The organism is Cyanobium sp. ULC082, from assembly GCF_977927535.1.
In genome coordinates this window covers 647,718-667,060 of the sequence record NZ_OZ376398.1, presented here as the reverse complement: position 1 = coordinate 667,060, position 19,343 = coordinate 647,718, and the positions used below count along the sequence as shown (strand labels likewise).

The following is a 19,343-nucleotide window of genomic DNA, read 5'->3' as shown; positions in this document are numbered from 1 at the left end:
GGGTGGGGGCCAGTCTGGCCGATCAGCTTTTGGCGATGAAGAACCCCCGACCGGCCAGCCTGGCGATCGCCCTGGGGGCCAATCTCGGCGATCCGCTCACCACCCTGCTGGCGGTTCGCCCCCTGCTGGCCGCCAGCCTGGCGGCAACCGCCGAAGCCGCCGGATTGCCCGCCGATCGACTGCACTGCCGTTGGTCACCGCTGTTCCGCACCGCGCCGGTCGGGGGACCACCGGGTCAACCGCCCTATCTCAATGCCGCCCTGGTGGCCACAGCTGAGCACCACCCCTCGGCCAGCCTGAACCGCCTGGATCCCCGGGATCTGCTGCAGCGGCTGCAGGCCCTCGAGCGGCGCTTCGGGCGCGTCCGCGTCGAGCACTGGGGGCCACGCCACCTGGATCTGGATCTGCTCTGGTGCGGCGAGGCCCGCCAGCGGAGCGCCGAGCTGAGCCTCCCCCACCCGCTTCTGCAGCAGCGCAGCTTCGTGCTGGCCCCCCTGGCGGCCATCGATCCGGCCCTGGTTCCACAGGGGGCCAGGGCTTCGGCCTCGCTGCTGCTGGCCACCCTGCTGAACCGGCCTGGCGAAGTCCCCCCCGAGGCCCTGCCCGGCCGGAGCGGCTGGCCGGAGCAACGGCCAGACTGGGATCTTCCTGATCCATCCCATGGCGCCGCTGCCACCCCCTGAGCCCTCGCGTCACCTGGCCACAGAGGCGGTGCTGCAGGCCCGCAAGCTGCGCTTCGAGCTCAACCGCATCGTGCTGCCGATCGGGATCGAAGCCAGCTTCGGGATCATCCGCCACCCCGGCGCCGCCCTGGCGGTGCCGATGCTCGACGACGGCCGGGTGGTGATCCTGCGCCAGTACCGTTTCGCCGTGCAGCGCCGCATCCTTGAGTTTCCAGCCGGCACCCTGGAGCAGGGGGAGAATCCCCAGGCCTCGATGGAGCGGGAGCTGGGCGAAGAGGCCGGCTACAGCGCCAGCCGCTGGGACGAGCTGGGTGTGATGTTGCCCTGTCCCGGCTATTCCGATGAAGTGATTCACCTCTTCCTGGCCCGGGGGCTCACCCGGCTGGAGGTGCCACCCGCCGGCGACGACGACGAAGATCTCGAGGTGCTGCTGCTGACGCCCTCGGACCTGGACGGCGCCATCGCCAGCGGCGATGAAGCCCTCGATGGCAAGAGTGTCACCGCCTGGTTCCGGGCCCGCCAGCAGCTGGGGTTCTGAGGTGACGACAGGGGTCAGGGAAGGGTCAGCCGCCAGCCGGAGTGGGCCACGCTGGCTGTTCTGGCACCGGCGGGATCTGCGCCTGGCCGACAACCTCGGCCTGGCCGCCGCCGCCCGGATCACCCCGGCCGTGACCGGTGTGTTCGTGATCGACGCCGACTGGCTTTCGGCGTCGGATCAGGCGTCGGCCCGGCTGTGGTTCCTGGCCGAAAGCCTGCGCGAACTGCGGCAGCGCTGGCAGGAGGCCGGCAGCCGTCTGCTGGTGCTGGAAGGGGAGGCCACCGAGCTGCTGCCCAGGCTGGCGCGGGCGATCCAGGCGGAGGTGGTGACCTGGAACCGGGGAGTGGAGCCCGCCGAGCGGCACCGGGACCGCGCGGTGGCGGCCGCCCTGCAGGCTGATGGCACCAGGGTTCTGGTGGACTGGGACCAGCTGCTGGTGCCCCCCGAAGCCCTGCGGACCGGAAGCGGTGACCCCTACCGGGTGTACGGCCCCTACTGGCGCAGCTGGCGCAAGTGGCTGGACGGCCTGCCCCCCGCCGCCCTCACGCCCCGGCCTGCGCCCGGCGGCCTGCTCGATCTCGAGGCCACCAGCCAGGCGGCCGTCCTGGCCGATGGCCTGGAGGCGGATCCGGCGGCGGCACTGGAGCGGCTGGCCGCCAGGGGACGCGGCTTTGCTGGAGCAGCCCTCTGCCCCTGCCGTCCTGGCGAGACCGCCGCCGCCGCCCAGCTGGCCGCCTTCAGCCAGAGAGCCCTGCTCGACTACGAACAGGGCCGCAATCATCCCGCCGAACCGGGAACGTCCGGGCTGAGTGCGGCGTTGCGGTTCGGCACGCTCAGCCCCCGCATGGCCTGGGCCGCGGCCCAGGCCATGCGCCCCGCCACCGGCAGCCATGAGCAGGAGCAGGCGATCACGGTGTGGGAGCAGGAACTGGCCTGGCGTGAGTTCTATCAGCAGGCCCTGTTCCACTTTCCGGCCCTGGCGAGTGGCCCCTACCGCCCCCAGTGGCAGCACTTTCCATGGGAGAACGACACCGGCCGGTTCGATGCCTGGCGCGAGGGTCTCAGCGGTGTTCCGATCGTGGATGCGGCGATGCGCCAGCTCAACCAATCCGGCTGGATGCACAACCGCTGTCGCATGATCGTGGCCTCCTTCCTGGTCAAGGATCTGATCTGCGACTGGCGATGGGGTGAACGGGCCTTCATGCGGCGCCTGGTGGATGGCGATCTCGCCGCCAACAACGGTGGCTGGCAATGGAGTGCCAGCAGCGGCATGGACCCGAAGCCACTGCGCATCTTCAACCCCTTCACCCAGGCGGCCCGCTTCGACCCGGAGGCCGTTTACATCCGGCGCTGGCTGCCGGAGCTCGCCCACGTGGCCACGGCGGATCTGATCCGGGGCGAAATCGCCCCGCTGGAGCGGCGTGGCTACCCCGAGCCGATCGTCGATCACCGTCAGCAGCAGGCCCATTTCAAGGCCCTCCACGCCAGATTGCGCTGAGGGGTCGGCAAGGCTGGGTTCAAGCTGATTGGATTGGGGCTGACTGGATCCGGGATAACTGGATCCGGGATAACTGGATCCGATCAGGCGGCGATCGAGGCGGTCCGTGACTGGGCCGGCAGGGCCATCGCGCAGACCTGCCGCACCATCTCGATGACCCGGTTCTGCTGGGCGGCGCTCAGCTCCGGGAAGATCGGCAGACTGAGCACCTCTGCGGTGAGCCGCTCGGTGATCGGCAGGCTGCCGGGGCCGTAGCCAAGTCCGGCGTAGGCGGGCTGGCGATGAATCGGAATCGGGTAGTAGATGATCGTCTGGACTCCGGCAGCGGCGAGTTCCTGCTTCAGCCAGTCGCGGCAGCAGCTTTCCGGCAGTCCGTGGGCAATGCTGTCGGCGGAGGGGGTGCACTGCCCGGCGCAACTTGCCTGGCCCGCGGGGCAGCGGGGCACCCGCACCACGAACTGGTTCCAGCTATGGCCCTCAGGACCGGCTTCGGGAAGCACCAGGCCAGGGGTTCCCTCCAGCTCCAGGTGGTAGGTGGCCGCCAGCTGGTGGCGGCGACCGATCCACCCCTGAAGATGGGGCAGCTTGACGTTGAGCACGGCTGCCTGGATCGCGTCGAGCCGGCTGTTGTATCCCAGAGAAGTGTGGAGATAGCGGCGGGGCATGCCGTGGACGGCCAACTGACGGATGCGTTGAGCCAGGTCGGGATCACGACAGGTGACCGCCCCTCCATCTCCGGCCCCGCCAAGGTTCTTGGTGGGGAAGAAACTGAAGCAACCGGCCTCTCCCCAGCTGCCGAGCGGTCGCCCAGCCCAGGTCGCCCCGGTGGCCTGGGCGCAGTCTTCGATCACCAGGAGGTTGTGGGCGGTGGCGATCGCGCCGAGACGCTCCATATCAACGGGACGGCCGAACAGGTGGACCGGCATCAGGGCCCTGGTCGCCGGGGTGATGGCGGCCTCGATCCGTTCCAGATCGATCAGGTAAGAGCTTTCCTCGACATCGACGAACACCGGAGTGGCACCGACGGCGCTGATCGCTTCAGCCGTGGCGAAAAAGCTGAAGGCACTGGTGATCACCTCATGGCCGGGGCCGATGCCCAGGCCCCGGAGCGCCAGCACCAGGGAATCGGTGCCGCTGTTGCAGCCGATCGCATGGGGACAGCCGATCGCCGCGGCAAACTGTTGCTCAAAGCGAGCGATTGTGGGCCCCCCGATGTACTGCCCGCTGCGCAACACCTGCAGAACGGCATCCTCAAGGGCTTCACCGTGTTGATGAAGTTGCTCGGTGAGATCGAAGGGGGGCACCTGCATGGAGGGAACCATAAACCCCTCAGCTGGGGTTGCGCCGAAGGCTGGTTCCGGCAGGATCGGCGCCGATCCTGACCTGTGTCCTTGTCGCGGCTCCCGCATCGGTTTTCAGTCATCGGCCTGGGCGCCCTGCTGCTGCTGAGCGGTTGCACCCCCGCCCACCAGCGACCCAGCTGGAGGATCTTTCCCCTGCAGCGCCACCAACCCCACGACGGCCTGGCGGTGGTGAATCAGCCCGATGGCTATGGCCTTCACATCTGGCTCGAGACGGACACCCGGGAGTCGGGGGTCTGCCGACCCCGCTGGCTGATCGACGCCACCAGGCTGTTCAACGGCAATGGTTCCGCCCCGTTCAGCTCCAGTCTGGCGACACGACCGGAGTTCTTCGCCGCGATGGATCGCCGCGACGTGCGCCATGCTCTGGGTCGCGAGCTTGAGGCGTTGTGCAAGGCCAGGGCTCCCCGCAGTCGCTGGGAATGGCTCGAACCGCCCCGCCGCCCTGAGGAGGTGAAGAAGGAGTCCTTGCCGATGCTGCAGGAAAAGGACCTGCTCAGCGATCCGGAGGAAGTGCGTCAGCAGGAAGAGTCCCTGGCACCGATCCCCCCCCAGGAAGAACCGCCCCGCTGAGAGGGCTGGCATCACAACACAGAGCCGCAGCGCCGCTGTAACCCTGTGGCAAGGCGAGATCGTGCAGGACCACCCCCGGCAGGGGGGCAGGCTGGGGTTCCGGTACGACGGCGAAACCGGTTCCCCGCGCCTTCAGCTCCGCCTCAAGCCGGCACCAATGCCGCAGAAAGGCCGGCGGCCTGGCCGCGGCTGGCAACGCCTTGATCTCCTGGCAGAGCGCCGGAGTCAGGCACCGGCCGGCGATCGCCTCCCAGCGCAGGCCTGGGCGATGCCACTCGACGTCCACCCCCACCGGACGCTTGGGATGGAAACCCAGCAGCACCAGATCGCCGGAGTGGGCCAGATTGAACTCGGGTGGCCTGGAGGCCAGGCGGGCGGTGGTGGCGGCCGCCAGGCGGGGCTTGCCATTGGGGCCGGCCTCCAGTTCCAGTCCGGCCGGATCCTCGCCACACAGCCCGCCCAGCAGCAGCCGCAGCGCAGCGCGTCCAAGCAGGAAACGGTCGCGATCATCGGCCCGCCGCCACCGCTCCAGCCGGACCCGCTCCGCCGGAGCCAGCAGACTCAGCAGCGCTGGACGCTGCAGGGCCAGTTCCTCCTGGCGGCGATCGATCAACCAGAGAACCGGAGCTGCGGCGGGCGAAGGATCAAGCCCCCCCCAGGGACCCTCTGGTCGAAAGGCCCTGGGCTGAAGGACCACGGTTGCAGACGCTGCGGGAGAATCCCATTCTCCTGATCCCCGTCCATGCTCCTCGATCTGCGCGGCAAGAAAGCTCTCGTCACGGGCATCGCCAACAACCGCTCGATCGCCTGGGGGATCGCCCAGCAGCTGGCCGCCGCCGGCTGCGACCTGGGGGTCACCTACCTGCCCGATGAGAAGGGCCGTTTCGAGGCCAAGGTGCGCGAGCTCACCGCGCCCTTGAACCCCAGCCTGTTCGAGCCCCTGAACGTGCAGGACCCGGCCCAGATCGAGGCGGTGTTCGAGCGTGTCAAGGAGCAATGGGGCAGCCTCGACGTGCTGGTGCACTGCCTGGCCTTCGCCGGCAAGGAGGAGCTGATCGGCGACTACTCCGCCATCAGCCCGGAGGGCTTCGCCCGGGCCCTTGAGGTGAGCGCCTACTCCCTCGCCCCGCTCTGCCGCTGGGCCAAGCCCCTGTTCAACGAGGGGGCCAGCGTGATCACCCTCAGCTATCTGGGGTCCGAACGAGCCATCCCCAACTACAACGTGATGGGCGTCGCCAAGGCGGCCCTGGAGGCTTCGGTCCGTTATCTGGCGGCAGAGCTTGGCCCCGACAAGCAGGTTCGGGTGAACGCGATCAGCGCCGGTCCGATCCGCACCCTGGCCAGTTCCGCCATCGGCGGCATCCTCGACATGATCCATACCGTGGAAGCGAAGGCCCCCCTGCGCCGCACCGTCACCCAGAACGAAGTGGGCGCCACCGCCGCCTTCCTGGCCAGTCCGCTGGCCTCCGGCATCACCGGCCAGGTGATCTACGTGGACGCCGGCTACGGCATCTCGGGAATGTGATCACCAGCTTGCGGGCAGCATGGCTGGCTCGCTGGCTGGCGGCCGATGGCCTTGGCGGCGATCACAATGGCGTATCAGAACCACCGCGGCCCCGATCGAGATGGACCCACGCACCGGCACGATCCACCGCGTCACCGGCGAAACCGATGTGCGGGTGGAGCTCTCTCTCGACGGAACAGGTCGCTGCCAGGTGAACACCGGCGTTCCGTTCCTTGATCACATGCTGCATCAGCTGGCCAGCCATGGCCTGCTGGATCTGGTGATCACCGCCAGGGGTGACCTCGAGATCGATGCTCACCACACCAATGAAGATGTGGGCATCGCGGTGGGCCAGGCCCTTTCCCAGGCACTCGGGGAGCGGCGCGGCATCCAGCGGTTCGGACACTTCACGGCACCGCTGGATGAAGCTCTCGTGCAGGTGGCGCTCGACTGCTCCGGCAGGCCCCACCTCAGCTACGACCTGGCGATCCCGGCCCAGCGGCTCGGCAGTTACGACACCGAACTGGTGCGGGAATTCTTCGTGGCGGTGGTCAACAACTCCGGCCTCACCCTCCACATCCGTCAGCTCAGCGGCGCCAACTCCCACCACATCGTGGAGGCCTGCTTCAAGGCCTTCTCCCGGGCCCTGCGCCTGGCGGTGGAGATCGATCCGCGCCGCGCCAGCGGCGTGCCCAGCAGCAAGGGCCTGCTGGAGCAGGCGGGCGGCTGGGGCTGAAGCGGGCCCCGGCCCGGCAGGTCCTGGACCCACAGCCACGCCGTAATGGTTCGTTACGTGATGATGGGATTCGCCCAATGCGCTCCGCTGCCATCCGATGACCGTCGCCCCCAGCCGACCTGAACCCAGCAGCCCTGCCGCCGGCCCAGCCACCGCCTACGACCGCTCCGACTGGGCCAGTGCCTTCCGCAACGTAGGCAGCGAGCTCACCGCCGTTGGCCTCGAAGCCAGCTCCGGCACGATCCCGGCCCAGCTTAAGGGCACCCTCTACCGCAACGGGCCTGGTCGCCTCGAGCGGGGCGGTCGCTGGGTGCACCACCCCTTCGACGGAGACGGCATGATCACCGCCCTTCGCTTCGAGGCCGGCCAGGCCCGGCTCACCAATCGCTTCGTGCGCACCGAGGGCTGGCAGGCGGAAGAGGCGGCAGGCAAGTTCACCTACCGCGGCGTGTTCGGCACCCAGAAGCCCGGCGGCCTGGCGGCCAATGCCTTCGACCTGCGGCTCAAGAACATCGCCAACACCCATGTGGTGCGGCTGGGCGACAAGCTGCTGGCCCTGTGGGAGGCCAGCTCGCCCCACAGCCTCGATCCGGAGTCACTGGAAACAACCGGGATCGACCTGCTCGACGGCAACCTGGCCCCGGCCGAGGCCTTCAGTGCGCACCCCCGCTTCGATCCTGGCCACCACGGCCGTCGCCGCATGGTCAGCTTCGGTGTCAAGGCCGGGCCCCGCAGCACGATCAGGCTGATGGAGTTCGGTGCCGATGGAGCCGATGCAGGGGCCCTGCTCACCGACCAGAAGCACAGCTTCGGCGGCTTCGCCTTCCTGCACGACTTCGCGATCACACCCCACTGGGCCGTGTTCCTGCAGAACGCCATGTCGTTCAACCCGCTCGGCTTCGTGTTCGGCCTCAAGGGGGCTGCCCAGTGCCTCGATTCGAAGCCAGGCGTCCCCGGGGAGTTCTGGCTGCTGCCCCGTTCCGGCGATGGCAAACCACTTCAGGTGGCCGCGCCTGAGGGTTTCGTGTTCCATCACCTCAACGCCTGGGAGGAACCCGACCAGGGAGCAGCGGGCACGGTGGTGGTGGATTCGATCTTCTACGCCGATTTCCCCTCGATCGGCCCGGATGTGGACTTCCGCGCCGTCGACTTCGCCAGCCTGCCGATCGGCCAGCTCAAGCGTTGCCGGATCGACCTGGCGGCCGGCACGGTTTCCACCGAGCTGCTGGAGGAGCGCTGCTGCGAATTCGCCACCGTGAATCCCGCCCGGGTGGGGTTGAGAGCCCGTTATGCCTGGATGGCGGTCACGGAGCAGGAAAGCGGCAACGCACCGCTGCAGGCGATTGAGAAACTCGACCTGGAGAGCGGCGAGCGCCTGCTGTGGAGTGCCGCGCCACGGGGATTCGTGAGTGAGCCGGTGATGGTGCCCCGGGCCGAAGGCAGCGAGGAAGACGATGGCTGGCTGCTGGTGGTGGTCTGGAACGGAGCCCGCTGTTCCAGCGATCTTGTGATTCTCCGGGCCGGCGACCTCAGCGAGCAGGCCGTGCTGCCCCTGCCCCTGGCGATCCCCCACGGCCTGCATGGCAGCTGGGCCGAGGCCAGCTGAGATGGTGCACCTCTTCCTGCTGCTGGCCCTGCTCTGGCTGCCCCTGCCGGCCGAAGCCTCCCTGCTGCACCTGGCCGGGCCCGTGCCGGAGTCGCTGGGCCTGCAGGCCGGCCAGCTGGCCGCCTGCCCCAGCCCGGCCCACTGCGTTCGCGAAGACTGGCGCCTCGCCGATCCAGCAGCGGCCCTGAAGCAACTCGGTCCTGTGCTGGCGGGCCTGCCCGGCACCCGCATCGAAAGCTCATCCCCGAGCTACCTGCATGCCACGGCGGAAAGCCGCCTGTTCGGCTTCATCGACGATCTCGAGCTGGCCGCCGACCCTGAAGCCGGCGTGCTGCAGGTCCGCTCGGCTTCCCGGCTGGGGGACTCCGACCTCGGCGTCAACCGCGCCAGGGTGGAGCAGCTGCGTGGGGCGCTCAGACCCTGAACCCCTGCTGAATCAGCCGCGCTGATGACGGGCCAGGGTGGCTGCGGAGAACAGATGGCCACTTTCCTGGCCGATCACCACCACGGCGTTGAGATCGGTGGCCGCCTCGACCCTCAGCTTGAGGGCCGGGTCGGCTTCAACCTGGGCCAGGAAGGCGGTGAGCTGGGATTTGGACATGGGTGGACTCTGAAGACTCCCTCCGTCCTAGTCGGTCGGGCCGGGTCAGTCAGGCCGGGTCAGTCAGGCCGGGCGGCGGCGGCTGAGCCCAGCAAGGCCCGCAATCGGGGCAGCAGGGCCCGCAGGGCCCGGCCCCGGTGACCCACCCTGCGCTTCTGCTCGGAATCCATCTCAGCAAAGCTGAGCCGGAGCTCCGGAACGTAGAAGAGCGGGTCGTAGCCGAACCCACCGGTTCCCCTCGGCGCCGGCAGGATCTCACCCTCACAGCATCCCTCCACCTCCAGGGCGATCCGTCCGCCGGGATCCGCCACGGCCAGAGCGGCAGTGAACCGTGCCCTTCTGGAGCAGGGCAGGCCGGCGGCGGCGGCCATGGTGGTGGCCTCCTCCAGCTCCCGCAGCAGCCGGGCGATCCGCTCAGGATCCGTGGGGGCATAGCGGGCCGAGCGGATGCCGGGCTCACCGCCGAGGGCCTCCACCGAGAGGCCGGAATCATCGGCGAGGCTCCATTCGCCGGTGATTCGTGCCACCGCCTCGGCCTTCAGGCGCGCATTGGCGGCGAAGCTGCTGCCCGTTTCCTCCACGTCCAGACCCTGGGGTTGGGGGCGGAGTTCAAGATCCGGATCACGGTCCGCCGCTGGCGGGCAGAGAAAGCGACGGAACTCCTGCAACTTGCCGGCATTGCCGCTGGCGATCACCAGGACGGTGGGGCCGGCGGAGGATGCGATGCCCTCCACGTTCAGGTCGCCTCGGCGTAGTCACGCGCCCAGGCCAGCACCGCCGCGACCCTCTCCACCGACGGAGCTTCGCAGTAGAGCCGCAACAGCGGTTCGGTGCCTGAGAAACGCAGCATCAGCCAGTGGCTCGGCCCCAGCCGCAGCTTGACGCCATCGGTGCGGATCACCTCGAGCACGGGCGCGCCGGCAACCTCTCCGGGAGGTGCGGCCGCCAGCTGGGCCTCCAGCCGCTCGCGGCTGGCCATGTCCTTGAGCCGCAGATCGAGGCGGTCGTAGGCACTCACACCGCCATGGGCCGCCTGGAGGCGGTCGAGGCGCTCACCCAGGGGCACACCGCCCTCAACGAGCGCCTCGACCAGCAGCAGGGCGGCGAGCAGGGCATCCCGCTCCGGCAGGTGCAGGCCAAAGCCCACCCCACCCGATTCCTCACCGCCGATCAACACCTCACCGGTGAGCATTTCAGCCGCGATGTACTTGAACCCGACCGGCTTCTCGATCACCTTCCGCCCCAGGCCCTCCGCCACCAGCTGCATCAGGTCAGAGCCGCTGACGGTCTTGATCACGGCGCCCGGCAGGCATCTGGCCCGGGCCAGATGGTCGATCAGCAGGGGCATCAGCAGTTGGGTGCTGCAGTAGCGGCCCCGTTCGTCGATCGCGGCGATCCGGTCGCCATCGCCATCGAAGACGATGCCCACCGCCGGCCGGCCGGCCGCAGCGGACGCCTGAACAGCCGCGATCAGTTCGCCCAGGTAGGGAGCAAGCGGCTCAGGGGGGTGGCCACCGAAGAGGGGGTCACGGTTGGAGCGGATCTCCCGGATCGCACCGGAGCCCGGCGCGTCTGTTGCCAGCAGGGCCGGCAGACCACCGGCGGCCGAACCATGCATCGGATCGACGATCACCTGCAGCCCCATCGTTTCAAGCCCTTCGATCAACCGGGCGGTGTCCACCTGGCGGCGCAGGCCGTTCAGGTAGCCGCTCCAGGCATCGAAACAGGGGGTTTCCCCCGGGATCGGCACGGTGATGCCGCCGGCCTCCAGGCGGCGCTCCACCCGGGCGGTGAAGTCACCCTCCACCGAACCGCCGAAGGCGCCCTTGATCTTCAGGCCCAGCCATTCGGGGGGGTTGTGGCTGGCGGTGATCACCAGGGCCCCCAGCGATCGCCGCTCCACCAGCGCCCAGCTGCAGGCGGGAGTGGGCACGGGGCTGTCAGTGAGCAGCGGCTCGAGGCCGGCGCCGCGCACGGCACTGGCCACCGCCGCCGCCAGCTCCGGAGCCAGGAAGCGGCGGTCGTAACCGATCACCACCTCACGGCTGCTGAGCCCCTCCGGGGCCGAATGGGCCAGTTCACGGGCGGCTGCCGCCGCCACGGGCAACAGGCGCTCGATCGTGATGTCAACGCCGAGGATGCCGCGCCAGCCGTCGGTACCGAACTTGATCGGGCCTGGCTCCAGGGGCAGGGGTGCGGAAAGCATCGAGCAGGCGAGCGGTAAGAAGCTCGTAGCAGGGGAGAAAGGCCCGCGGGTGCCTGGAGGTGCCGGCCTGGTGGCAGGCCACTGGCCGCCTTAGCCTGATCCCCATGCCGATCGCCGCCCAGACCCAGGTCGTGACCGACCGGTTGTTGCGCAGTTGGTTGCGCTGTCGACGGCGCGCCTGGCTGGATCGCCATGGCGATCCTTCAGAACGCCTCTGGAGCGCCCATCGCACCCTGCAACTCGACGACCAGCAACGCTGTTTCGTCAGCCTGCTCGGCCGGATCCCCGGCAAGGGCGAAGCGGCCTGCGCCGCCGGCGAGCCCGCGGTCGTGGGAATGCGGCTGGTGGAGCGCACCCCAGGGGGGCTCCAGCTCGAAGGCCATCCACCCCTGCTGGTGCGCCTGGCCGGCACCAGCCGCTGGGGCTCCTACGCCTACCAGCCTGCCCTGGCCCGCCAGGGCAGGCGCCTGACCCGGGAACACCGGCTGGTGCTGACCCTCTGGGGCCGTCTGCTGGCTGGAACCCAGCAGGGGACGGTGAGCCACGGCCTCGTGGTCGCTGGCCACGGCCGCCACCAGGAACGTGAGCAACTCCCGCTCACCCCTGGCCTGCAGCGCCAGCTGGAGGACGCTCTGCCCAGGCTCGCCGCCGATCTCGATTCCTCGCAGCCCCCGCCCCTGGTGAACGACCGGCGCAAGTGCGTGCTCTGCTCCTGGCGGGGCGCCTGCGATCAGGAAGCGGCCGCCCTGGGCCATCTCAGCGAGGTGAGCGGCGTCGGCGGGAAGCGACGGGAACTGCTGATCGAACTGGGCCTGCACCGACTCAGCGACCTGGCCGAAGCCGACCCGGAGACGCTGGCCGACGGCCTGGAGGTGCACGGTGAGCAGCATCGGGAGGTGGCGGCCCAGCTGGTGGCTCAGGCACGGGTGCAACGCCAGGGTGTGGCGGAGCGGCTCTGCCAGGCGCCAGGGGTGGTGGGATCAGCCCTGCCCGAGCTGAGCGAAGCCGAAGGCGTGCTGATCTACGACATCGAATCGGATCCCGATGCCCGCGACGATTTCCTGCACGGCTTCCTGCGGCTCAGGCGCCATGCCGATGGCTCCTGGCCCAGCCAAGCAGAGGGCAGCACCTACCAGCCGGTCCTGGCCCTGCATGAGCATGGTGAGGCCCGGCTGTGGCAGCGGCTCCGCACTCTGCTGGATCGCCATCCCGGCTGGCCCCTGCTCCATTTCGGCGAAACCGAATCGATCGGCCTGAGCCGCCTGGCCCAGCGGCAGGGAGCGAGCGAGCAGGAGGTGCGCCAGCTGCGGGCCCGAATGGTGGATGTGCACCAGCGCCTGCGACAGCACTGGCGGCTGCCGGTGAACAGCTACGGGCTCAAGGCGGTGGCGAGCTTGCTCGGCTTCCGGTGGAGCCAGAAGGGGGTGGAGGGGGCCCGTTGCCTGCTCTGGTGGCGGCAGTGGCGGGGCGATGGCACCGGCACCGGCCGGGGCAGCCGCCACAACCTGCTGCGCATCCTCCGCTACAACCACGACGACACCCTGGCCACCTGGGCGGTGGCCGCCTGGCTGCTGGCTCAGGATCCCCGGCCGGAGGCGCCTCCACCGGCCCCCACCGGCGGAGCCCTGAACCCGGCCGGAGCGGAGATGCTCAGCGGCAGCGAGTCGGCCAGCAGCGTGGCTTCCCCGAGGGCCTGACGCCGCACCAGGGCCAGGCCGATCAGCCGGCGGGGCCTGCCTGCGCTTGCGGGCAACTCCAGGCTGGAGCTGATCCAGCCGGCCCGCTGGCCGGCTGGATCGATCAGCGGAGTGCCAGGAGCTGGGGTTTCAGGAGCGGCGGCTGGCTCCGGATCCTGATCCGGGCTCCAGGTCCAGCGCCGCAATTGCTGTTTGACCCCGTCGTAGGTGGCCAGCTTGGCAAGGGTTTCCTGGCCCACATAACACCCCTTGCTGAGGCTGACGCGCTCCGCCAGTCCCAGCTCGAAGGGGTTGAGATCCTCGTTGATCTCGGTCGGCTCCTGCGGCAATCCCTGCTGCAGCCGCCAGCGCTGCTGATCCAGCCGGCTCAGGGCCGGCAGAGCCTCCAGCCAGGCCGGGGCGGGCTGATCGGCCCTGAGCAGGATCCGGTTGGGATCAGGCAACAACCAGCCTTGCCCCGGCTCGGGGCCCAGGGCGGTCCATCGCCCCTGCGGGATGGCGCCCATACCGGCCGCCGCGAGGATCCCGGCCGCCCCCAGCACGGAGTGCATCACAGCGGCAACAAGCCCGCCCAGGGCCACCTGGTCGGCTGGAAAGAGCACGCGATCGAGGGCCTGGTGAATCGAGCCGCCATCTCCGGCGGTGATCACCAGCCAGGCACCGGTGGCATCCACCAGCACCTCCGCCAGTCCCCGCAACCGGGCGGTGGGGGTGATGCAGCAGGTGGCGAGACACTGGCCGGCAACGGCCCGCTCCAGATCCTGGCTGGTCTGGCCATGCAGAAAACGCAGCACGCCTGGGCCATCGAGCCGGATCAGGCTGACCGGCTGCTGCCAGCGGCAGGGCTGAGGCGGTTGCCACTGCCAGGGGTCGTCGCTGGGAAGGCTGCTCACGGCAGAAGCTGAAACATGGGCTGGCCTCAGCCTTGCAAACCCCGGGCCGAAGCGGCGATCTCCTGGAGCAGGAACAGGCTGCGCAGCTCCAGCCCCGCCGCCGTCATCGCCTCGAGGCCGCCTTCCTGACGATCGACGATCGTGACCACCCGCTCCACCACGTAGCCGGCCTGGCGCAGCTGCTCAACCGCCCTGAGCGAGGAACCGCCGGTGGTGACCACGTCTTCCAGCACGGTGATCCGACTGCCGGCGGCCGGCAGGGGACCCTCCAGCCAGGCACCGGTGCCATGGCCCTTGGCTTCCTTGCGCACGATCAGGGCGTCCAGCGATCGCCCCGCCAGGGCCGCGGCCATCGCCACTCCGGAAACCAGTGGATCAGCGCCGAGGGTGAGACCGGCGACGGCGACGGCCTCCGCTTCCACCTGATCCAGCAACAGCTCCGCCAGGGCGGCCAGGCCGGGCCCGCTCAGGCTGACCGGCTTGCAATTGATGTAGTGGTCGCTGCTGCGGCCGGAGGCGAGGGTGAACCGGCCGTGGCGGTAGGAGCGGCTGGCCAGCAGGGCCAGCAGGGCGCCGCGCTGGGCGGCTGGATCGGAGGGCGGTTGCATGGGAAGCGGGGACGGGTCGTCGGGAGGCTGGGCAGAACTGGATGCGGTGCCTAAATTGTTCGGTATCGATCGCCAGTTGCCCGGCATGGGCCCCATCTTCTCGCTGCGGCAGCTCCAGCCGCTTCCTGCAGGCCTCCGTCTCCTGCCACTGCTGGCCGGGGCAATGGCCATCACCTGCCTGCCCGCCCTCGCGGCTCCGGTGATCTGCACCACCACCCTGGAAGCTCCGCCCCAGGGCGGACGTTTCGGCACTGCCGGCCCGGTGGAGGTCACCCGCTGCGGCGTTGTGGAAACCACGGAGGCCCTGGTGGAGCGTCGCGCATTCACCTATCGGTCCAGCTTCGCGCGGGGCGTCAGCCTCACCCACCAGTTCACCGACATCCTGGGCATCGCGATGGGGGGCAGCGATGGAAACACGGTGATGGGACTGGGCTTCCCGGATCAGGCGATCCTCTGGGACAGTTCGGCGATTCAGAACACCACTTCAGCCCTGCTGGAGGAGCAGAGCGCTCCGATCCCCTGGCGCAGTGGCGATCTGCCGAATCAATTCACCAGCAGTCTTCAGAGCGGCCCGGAATCAACCGCGGTTCCGATCGCCCAGGTGGATGGGTATCGGCCATCAGGCGGGATGCAGGGCCTGCCCCGCCGGGAGTTCATCCCTGGCGACGCTCCGATCCGTGGGCTCTGGTAGCCAGCCAGAGGGGGTCTAGCAATCTGGTGAATGCAGCGGGCTCATAATCCGCCTGAGCCGAGTTCGATCCTCGGGACCCCCATGTTCAACAGTGTGGGCCTGGAAAATCCTTCCGGCCAAACGCAGCAACCGGGAGCAGCAGCCTGAATGGGCAAAAGCTGATTAGGGTAAGCAAGCGCTCACTTCCTATGGCTCGTCCTTCCCTCCCCGCCATCCTCGACAGTCCTCGGGCGGCATCGCCCCAGGCCGAGCCGTCCCCTGGCCCACACCCCATCCCGCCGCCCTCCCGGCAGGCTGCTGGCAAGCTCCTCTGGCTGATTCCCTGGGTGGGCCTGGCCATTGCGGCCGGCATCGGTGGCTGGATGGCCCTGCACAAGGGGGCGGTGGAAACCGATGACGCGCAGGTGCAGGCGAGCCTGACTGAAATCTCCAGCCGTGTTCCTGGAACGATCTCCCGGGTGGCTGTCTCGGACAACCAGGCCGTCACGGCCGGCGCTCTGCTGGTGGCACTCGATGACCGCGACGCACGCACCCAGCTGCAGCTCGCCGAAGCGAACCTCCTGGAGGCCGAACACCAGGCCGATGCCCTGGCGGCCCAGACCGGCAGCGCCGCCAGTGCCGCCCAGGCGGCCGGAAACCAGGCCAGGGCCGATCAGGAGGAGGCCAGCGCCGAGTTGATCCGCAGCGGCGCGGAGCTCAGACGCCTGGAGTTCCTGCTCAGCCAGGGGGGCGTGTCCCAGCAGGACGTGGACCGTGCCCGCGCCACCTTCCGGCAGGCCCTGGGCCAACAGACCCGCAGTCTGGCCACCGCCCAGCAGGCCCACTCCAGTGATCGGCAGGTGGGTGTGGAGGCCCAGAAAGCCGCAGCCGCCCGCGCCCGCATCGACCAATTCAGGGCATCAGTGGCTGAGGCGCGCCTGCAGCTCTCTTACACGCACCTGCTCGCGCCGGTGCCCGGACGGATCGGTGCTCGCCAGGCGGAACCGGGTCGCCAGGTCCAGACCGGGCAGCCGCTGATGCTGCTGGTGGGGATCCATCCCTGGGTGGAGGCTCACTTCAAGGAAACGCAGCTGGAGGGCCTGCGGCTGGGCCAGGCCGCCGAGATCAGGCTCGACGCCTTCCCCGGCCGGGTCTTCGCTGGCCGGATCGTCAGCCTGGCACCGGCCTCCGGGGCCCGCTTCGCCCTGCTTCCCCCCGAAAACGCCACCGGAAATTTCACCAAGGTGGTGCAGCGGGTGACAGCGCGGATCGCACTCGATGAGCACTCCGAACTGGCCCAGCTCCCCGCCGGGATCCGGCAGCAACTGGTCCCGGGCCTTTCGGCCTCGGTGCGGGTGCTGCGTCCGTGAGCACCGCCGTTGGGGCGCCTTCGCCGGAGCGGCTCAGCGCCCGGCAATGGGGCGTGGTGCTCACAGCCTCCCTGGCGGCCCTGCTGGAGGTGCTCGACACCAGCATCACCAATGTGGCCCTGACCAGCATCCAGGCCAGCCTGGGCGCCACCTTGGCGGAAGTGGGCTGGGTCGTGACCGGCTACACCATGGCCAATGTGGTGATGATCCCGCTGATCGCCTGGCTGGGTGATGTCTTCGGGCAGAACCGCACCTTCCTTTTCTCCCTGGCCGGTTTCACTGTGGCCTCGGTGCTGTGTGGCCTGGCCCCTACCTTGCCGACCCTGGTGGCTGCCCGGATCCTGCAGGGTCTGCTCGGAGGCGGGCTGCTGGCCAAGGCCCAATCGATCATGTTCCAGGCGGTCCCGCCGTCGCTGCAGGGCAAGACCCAGGGGGTGTTCGGCGTGGTTCTGCTGGCCGGACCGGCCCTGGGACCGACCCTCGGCGGCCTGCTCACCGATGCCCTCGGCTGGCGCTGGATCTTTTTCGTGAACCTTCCCTTCGGGATCCTGGCCGTGCTGATGGCGCTGGCAGTGATGCCCCCGGAGCGGAGTTCCGAACTGTCCCGCAGCCGCAGCGGCGTCGATTGGATCGGAATCGGCCTGCTGATCCTCTGCCTGGCCAGCCTGCAGATCGTGCTGGAGCAGGGCCGCCAGCTCGACTGGTTCGCAAGCAAGGCCATTGTTCAGCTGGCCCTGCTCTCGGCGGTGAGCCTGCCGGTGTTCGTGGCCTGGGAACTGAGCCAGCGCCGACCTGCGGTGGACTTGCGGGTGCTTCGCCACCGCACCCTGGCGGCCGGCTGCCTGTTCTCGATGGTGCTGGGTCTGGGGCTCTACGGCACGGTCTTCGTTGTGCCGATCTTCGCCCAGTCCGTACTCGGCTACACAGCCACCCAGACCGGGCTGCTGCTGCTGCCAGGGGCCCTGGCCTCAGCGCTCAGCATAGGGCTGCTCAGCCGCCAGGTGGCCCGCTTCGATCCCCGCCTCCTGATCGTGACGGGTTCCCTGCTGATGGTGCTGACGATGGGCTGGATTGGTGCCATCAGCCCGAACACCGGCGAAGACTCCCTCTACTGGCCCCTGATCCTGCGCGGGGTTGCCACCGTGATGATGTTCCTGCCCCTCAGCCTGGCCAGCCTGGGCTCCTTGCCCCGCGAGGAGGTGGGAGCTGGGAGCGGACTGTTCAACCTCACCCGCCAGCTGGGGGGAAGCTTCGGCATCGCATTGCTCACCGTGGTGATCGACCAGCGCAGCAGTCTGCACCGGGCCCGCCTGGTGGAGTCCCTGTCCACCACCAACCCCCTGCTGCTGGATCACCTGCAGGAGCTGCAGCAATGGTTGCAATCCCGCGGCAGTGCGGCCGGGCAGGTAAAGAACCAGGCCCTGGATCTGCTCAATCAGCAGGTGAATCAGCAGGCGGCGTTGTTGGCCTTCGGCGACGTGTTCCAGGTGGTGGGTGTGGTGTTCCTGGCCGCCATCCCCCTGGTGCTGCTGCTGGGCCGGCCGGCTGTGGCCCCAGCCCCCTGAACAGCACAGCCAGGGCCTGGCGGGTCCGGGCCGGGAGGTCGGCGAGACTGCCATTGATCAGACCCTGCAGCATCAGGCCCTGATAGACGGCGAGCACCTGGCCGGCCAGGGCTGGAACATCCAGCTGGGAATCCAGGATCCGCCGCTCCTGGGCGTTTTGCAGCAGCCGGGCCAGCCGCTGGCGGTAGCGGGCCATGAACGCTCGGCCGGTCTCCCGAGCGGCACTGGTTTCCGGCCGTTGCAATTCCGCGAACAGCATCCGCAGCAGCCCTGGATGTTCCTGAACGAAACCCACATGGACCAGCAGGATGGCCTCAACCCTCTCCATGGGGTGCTCCGGGGCACCGGAGTCGACGGCATCAAAACGTTGCCAGAGGGCCTCTGTAGCCCAGCGAACAGTTTCAGCCCAGAGGTCGTCCCGGCTGGAAAAGTGGCGGAACAGGGCCCCATGGCTGAGGCCCATGCGCTCGGCGATGGCAGCTGTGCTGATCGCATCGGGCGCCATCGAAGCGGCCAGCTCGATCAGGGCGCGCACGGCAGCGGACCTGCGCTCGGCGGCAGGAGCGGGAAGGGCCCGGGCCACAGAGACTCAAAAAAGTGAGTACTCACTTTAAAGCCCGATTGCCGCAAACCCTCCGCCTGTGGGAGAGGCCAACCCCATCCAGCTGGGCTGGCCCAGGCTCCGCACCTACCAGCTGACACCGTGCAGTTTCGGCAACGGGGCGGTCTGGCTGGTGACGGCGAACAGCCTCGGGATCCGATGGCTGTTGTACACCCGGAACTCCTCCACCAGGCTCACGCCTGCCTTGCGCACGGCCTGGTTCAGCACCAGGGAGCCGTCAGGGTCGGAAACGGAGCGGTGGAAGGTGCCCGGCGGGATCCGCAGGATGTCGCCGCCGGTGTCCAGCCGCACGATGTGAAAGGGATAGTTCCAGCCCAGATTCACCAGGAAAAAGGTGCGGCCGCCGTGCATGGCCAGCAGGTTGTCTTCCTGGTGCGGGTGCAGATAGAACTGCCAGGCCCCGGATTCCGGGTCATCGGGAGGGCTGATCGCCGGCCCGGTGTGCACCACCAGGTCGCGGGCATTGGAGGTGGGAACCGTGATGTCGAAGAAGCGGACCGAGGGCGTGTCGCGGAACTTCTCGTAGGGGATCAGCTCGAACATCGGCGCCGGCCTCGGCGCTCTGGAATCGCTGGGTTGCAGGACGGAGCTGGACATGGAACAACGCCGGCC

19 protein-coding genes, 1 tRNA gene and 2 pseudogenes are annotated in these 19,343 nt (G+C 69.1%); 13 read left to right on the top strand and 9 right to left on the bottom strand.

The window, feature by feature from the left end:
* Positions 1-35 precede the first annotated feature (35 nt).
* Genes folK through ACXMDY_RS12710 form a run of 3 tightly spaced genes read left to right on the top strand, consistent with a single transcriptional unit; the run spans position 36 to position 2,719 of the window.
* On the top strand, positions 36-683 hold the full coding sequence (gene folK, locus ACXMDY_RS12720) for a 2-amino-4-hydroxy-6-hydroxymethyldihydropteridine diphosphokinase (RefSeq protein WP_259702736.1): 648 nt from the start codon (positions 36-38) through the stop codon (positions 681-683).
* Positions 661-1,221 carry an NUDIX domain-containing protein gene (locus ACXMDY_RS12715; protein WP_259702735.1) on the top strand — a complete coding sequence of 187 codons (561 nt, stop codon included), beginning with the start codon at positions 661-663 and terminating at the stop codon, positions 1,219-1,221. The genes folK and ACXMDY_RS12715 overlap by 23 nt, the downstream gene beginning before the upstream one ends.
* 1 nt (position 1,222) lies before the next feature.
* Positions 1,223-2,719 (top strand): FAD-binding domain-containing protein, encoded by a 1,497-nt coding sequence (locus ACXMDY_RS12710; protein WP_259702734.1) that lies wholly within the window; start codon positions 1,223-1,225, stop codon positions 2,717-2,719.
* 83 nt (positions 2,720-2,802) lie between these two features.
* Here the strand turns inward: ACXMDY_RS12710 and ACXMDY_RS12705 are convergent, their stop codons facing one another.
* Positions 2,803-4,029: a DegT/DnrJ/EryC1/StrS family aminotransferase gene (locus tag ACXMDY_RS12705; protein ID WP_259702733.1), complete on the bottom strand. Its 1,227-nt coding sequence runs from the start codon at positions 4,027-4,029 to the stop codon at positions 2,803-2,805.
* An 81-nt stretch (positions 4,030-4,110) separates the two neighbouring features.
* Between ACXMDY_RS12705 and ACXMDY_RS12700 the strand changes: the two genes are divergently transcribed.
* On the top strand, positions 4,111-4,653 hold the full coding sequence (locus tag ACXMDY_RS12700; protein WP_259702732.1) for a hypothetical protein: 543 nt from the start codon (positions 4,111-4,113) through the stop codon (positions 4,651-4,653).
* On the opposite strand, the gene ACXMDY_RS12695 is transcribed toward ACXMDY_RS12700, so the two are convergent.
* Positions 4,577-5,350: a 4'-phosphopantetheinyl transferase family protein gene (locus ACXMDY_RS12695; protein WP_259702731.1), complete on the bottom strand. Its 774-nt coding sequence runs from the start codon at positions 5,348-5,350 to the stop codon at positions 4,577-4,579. The genes ACXMDY_RS12700 and ACXMDY_RS12695 overlap by 77 nt on opposite strands.
* Positions 5,351-5,395: 45 nt before the next feature.
* On the opposite strand from ACXMDY_RS12695, the gene fabI reads away from it, so the two are divergent.
* The 4 genes from fabI to ACXMDY_RS12675 all read left to right on the top strand — a co-directional run bounded on the left by fabI (position 5,396) and on the right by ACXMDY_RS12675 (position 8,923).
* Complete coding sequence (fabI, locus tag ACXMDY_RS12690; RefSeq protein WP_259702730.1) at positions 5,396-6,178, top strand: enoyl-ACP reductase FabI; 783 nt, start codon at positions 5,396-5,398, stop codon at positions 6,176-6,178.
* Positions 6,179-6,278: 100 nt separating this feature from the next.
* On the top strand, positions 6,279-6,893 hold the full coding sequence (gene hisB, locus ACXMDY_RS12685; protein WP_259702729.1) for an imidazoleglycerol-phosphate dehydratase HisB: 615 nt from the start codon (positions 6,279-6,281) through the stop codon (positions 6,891-6,893).
* A gap of 97 nt (positions 6,894-6,990) precedes the next feature.
* Positions 6,991-8,499: a carotenoid oxygenase family protein gene (locus tag ACXMDY_RS12680; RefSeq protein WP_259702728.1), complete on the top strand. Its 1,509-nt coding sequence runs from the start codon at positions 6,991-6,993 to the stop codon at positions 8,497-8,499.
* 1 nt (position 8,500) lies between these two features.
* Positions 8,501-8,923, top strand: a complete 423-nt coding sequence (locus ACXMDY_RS12675) for a DUF1499 domain-containing protein (RefSeq protein WP_259702727.1) — start codon at positions 8,501-8,503, stop codon at positions 8,921-8,923.
* A gap of 12 nt (positions 8,924-8,935) precedes the next feature.
* Here ACXMDY_RS12675 and ACXMDY_RS12670 read toward each other — a convergent pair whose 3' ends face one another.
* The 3 genes from ACXMDY_RS12670 to ACXMDY_RS12660 are packed head-to-tail and all read right to left on the bottom strand — an operon-like array spanning position 8,936 to position 11,306.
* Positions 8,936-9,100 carry a Nif11-like leader peptide family natural product precursor gene (locus ACXMDY_RS12670; protein WP_259702726.1) on the bottom strand — a complete coding sequence of 55 codons (165 nt, stop codon included), beginning with the start codon at positions 9,098-9,100 and terminating at the stop codon, positions 8,936-8,938.
* Between the two features lie 59 nt (positions 9,101-9,159).
* Positions 9,160-9,834, bottom strand: a complete 675-nt coding sequence (rdgB, locus tag ACXMDY_RS12665; RefSeq protein ID WP_259702725.1) for an RdgB/HAM1 family non-canonical purine NTP pyrophosphatase — start codon at positions 9,832-9,834, stop codon at positions 9,160-9,162.
* Between the two features lie 2 nt (positions 9,835-9,836).
* Positions 9,837-11,306, bottom strand: a complete 1,470-nt coding sequence (locus tag ACXMDY_RS12660) for a phosphohexomutase domain-containing protein (protein ID WP_259702724.1) — start codon at positions 11,304-11,306, stop codon at positions 9,837-9,839.
* Positions 11,307-11,410: 104 nt separating this feature from the next.
* On the opposite strand from ACXMDY_RS12660, the gene ACXMDY_RS12655 reads away from it, so the two are divergent.
* On the top strand, positions 11,411-13,003 hold the full coding sequence (locus ACXMDY_RS12655; protein ID WP_259702723.1) for a TM0106 family RecB-like putative nuclease: 1,593 nt from the start codon (positions 11,411-11,413) through the stop codon (positions 13,001-13,003).
* Positions 13,004-13,062: 59 nt separating this feature from the next.
* Here the strand turns inward: ACXMDY_RS12655 and ygfZ are convergent.
* A pseudogene (gene ygfZ / locus ACXMDY_RS12650) lies at positions 13,063-13,509 on the bottom strand (CAF17-like 4Fe-4S cluster assembly/insertion protein YgfZ); the annotation flags it as partial.
* A 413-nt stretch (positions 13,510-13,922) separates the two neighbouring features.
* Entirely contained in the window at positions 13,923-14,504 is a 582-nt protein-coding gene (pyrE, locus tag ACXMDY_RS12645) for an orotate phosphoribosyltransferase (RefSeq protein ID WP_259702722.1), read from the bottom strand.
* A gap of 46 nt (positions 14,505-14,550) precedes the next feature.
* On the opposite strand from pyrE, the gene ACXMDY_RS12640 reads away from it, so the two are divergent.
* The 4 genes from ACXMDY_RS12640 (at position 14,551) to ACXMDY_RS12625 (ending at position 18,109) form a co-directional block, all read left to right on the top strand.
* A complete protein-coding gene (locus tag ACXMDY_RS12640; protein ID WP_259702721.1) occupies positions 14,551-15,195 on the top strand; it encodes an occludin/ELL family protein in 645 nt (214 codons plus the stop codon).
* 9 nt (positions 15,196-15,204) lie between these two features.
* A tRNA-Ile gene (locus ACXMDY_RS12635) sits at positions 15,205-15,277 on the top strand.
* Between the two features lie 106 nt (positions 15,278-15,383).
* Positions 15,384-16,544, top strand: a complete 1,161-nt coding sequence (locus tag ACXMDY_RS12630) for an HlyD family secretion protein (protein ID WP_259702720.1) — start codon at positions 15,384-15,386, stop codon at positions 16,542-16,544.
* Positions 16,541-18,109: a DHA2 family efflux MFS transporter permease subunit gene (locus tag ACXMDY_RS12625; RefSeq protein ID WP_259702719.1), complete on the top strand. Its 1,569-nt coding sequence runs from the start codon at positions 16,541-16,543 to the stop codon at positions 18,107-18,109. Before ACXMDY_RS12630 ends, ACXMDY_RS12625 begins: the two co-directional genes overlap by 4 nt.
* Before the next feature lie 412 nt (positions 18,110-18,521).
* Here the strand turns inward: ACXMDY_RS12625 and ACXMDY_RS12620 are convergent.
* Together ACXMDY_RS12620 and ACXMDY_RS12615 are read right to left on the bottom strand one after the other, a co-directional pair.
* Positions 18,522-18,644, bottom strand: a pseudogene (locus tag ACXMDY_RS12620) (TetR family transcriptional regulator); the annotation flags it as partial.
* A 153-nt stretch (positions 18,645-18,797) separates the two neighbouring features.
* Positions 18,798-19,274 carry a redox protein gene (locus ACXMDY_RS12615; protein WP_259702753.1) on the bottom strand — a complete coding sequence of 159 codons (477 nt, stop codon included), beginning with the start codon at positions 19,272-19,274 and terminating at the stop codon, positions 18,798-18,800.
* Positions 19,275-19,343 lie beyond the last annotated feature (69 nt).

Excerpts from the sequence above, each read along its gene's own strand:
- folK (WP_259702736.1), top strand. The coding sequence starts at position 36 with ATGAAGAACCCCCGACCGGCCAGCCTGGCGATCGCCCTGGGGGCCAAT.
- ACXMDY_RS12715 (WP_259702735.1), top strand. The coding sequence starts at position 661 with ATGGCGCCGCTGCCACCCCCTGAGCCCTCGCGTCACCTGGCCACAGAG.
- ACXMDY_RS12705 (WP_259702733.1), bottom strand. The coding sequence starts at position 4,029 with ATGCAGGTGCCCCCCTTCGATCTCACCGAGCAACTTCATCAACACGGT.
- fabI (WP_259702730.1), top strand. The coding sequence starts at position 5,396 with ATGCTCCTCGATCTGCGCGGCAAGAAAGCTCTCGTCACGGGCATCGCC.
- hisB (WP_259702729.1), top strand. The coding sequence starts at position 6,279 with ATGGACCCACGCACCGGCACGATCCACCGCGTCACCGGCGAAACCGAT.
- ACXMDY_RS12680 (WP_259702728.1), top strand. The coding sequence starts at position 6,991 with ATGACCGTCGCCCCCAGCCGACCTGAACCCAGCAGCCCTGCCGCCGGC.
- ACXMDY_RS12675 (WP_259702727.1), top strand. The coding sequence starts at position 8,501 with ATGGTGCACCTCTTCCTGCTGCTGGCCCTGCTCTGGCTGCCCCTGCCG.
- ACXMDY_RS12670 (WP_259702726.1), bottom strand. The coding sequence starts at position 9,100 with ATGTCCAAATCCCAGCTCACCGCCTTCCTGGCCCAGGTTGAAGCCGAC.
- ACXMDY_RS12660 (WP_259702724.1), bottom strand. The coding sequence starts at position 11,306 with ATGCTTTCCGCACCCCTGCCCCTGGAGCCAGGCCCGATCAAGTTCGGT.
- ACXMDY_RS12655 (WP_259702723.1), top strand. The coding sequence starts at position 11,411 with ATGCCGATCGCCGCCCAGACCCAGGTCGTGACCGACCGGTTGTTGCGC.
- pyrE (WP_259702722.1), bottom strand. The coding sequence starts at position 14,504 with ATGCAACCGCCCTCCGATCCAGCCGCCCAGCGCGGCGCCCTGCTGGCC.
- ACXMDY_RS12630 (WP_259702720.1), top strand. The coding sequence starts at position 15,384 with ATGGCTCGTCCTTCCCTCCCCGCCATCCTCGACAGTCCTCGGGCGGCA.
- ACXMDY_RS12615 (WP_259702753.1), bottom strand. The coding sequence starts at position 19,274 with ATGTTCGAGCTGATCCCCTACGAGAAGTTCCGCGACACGCCCTCGGTC.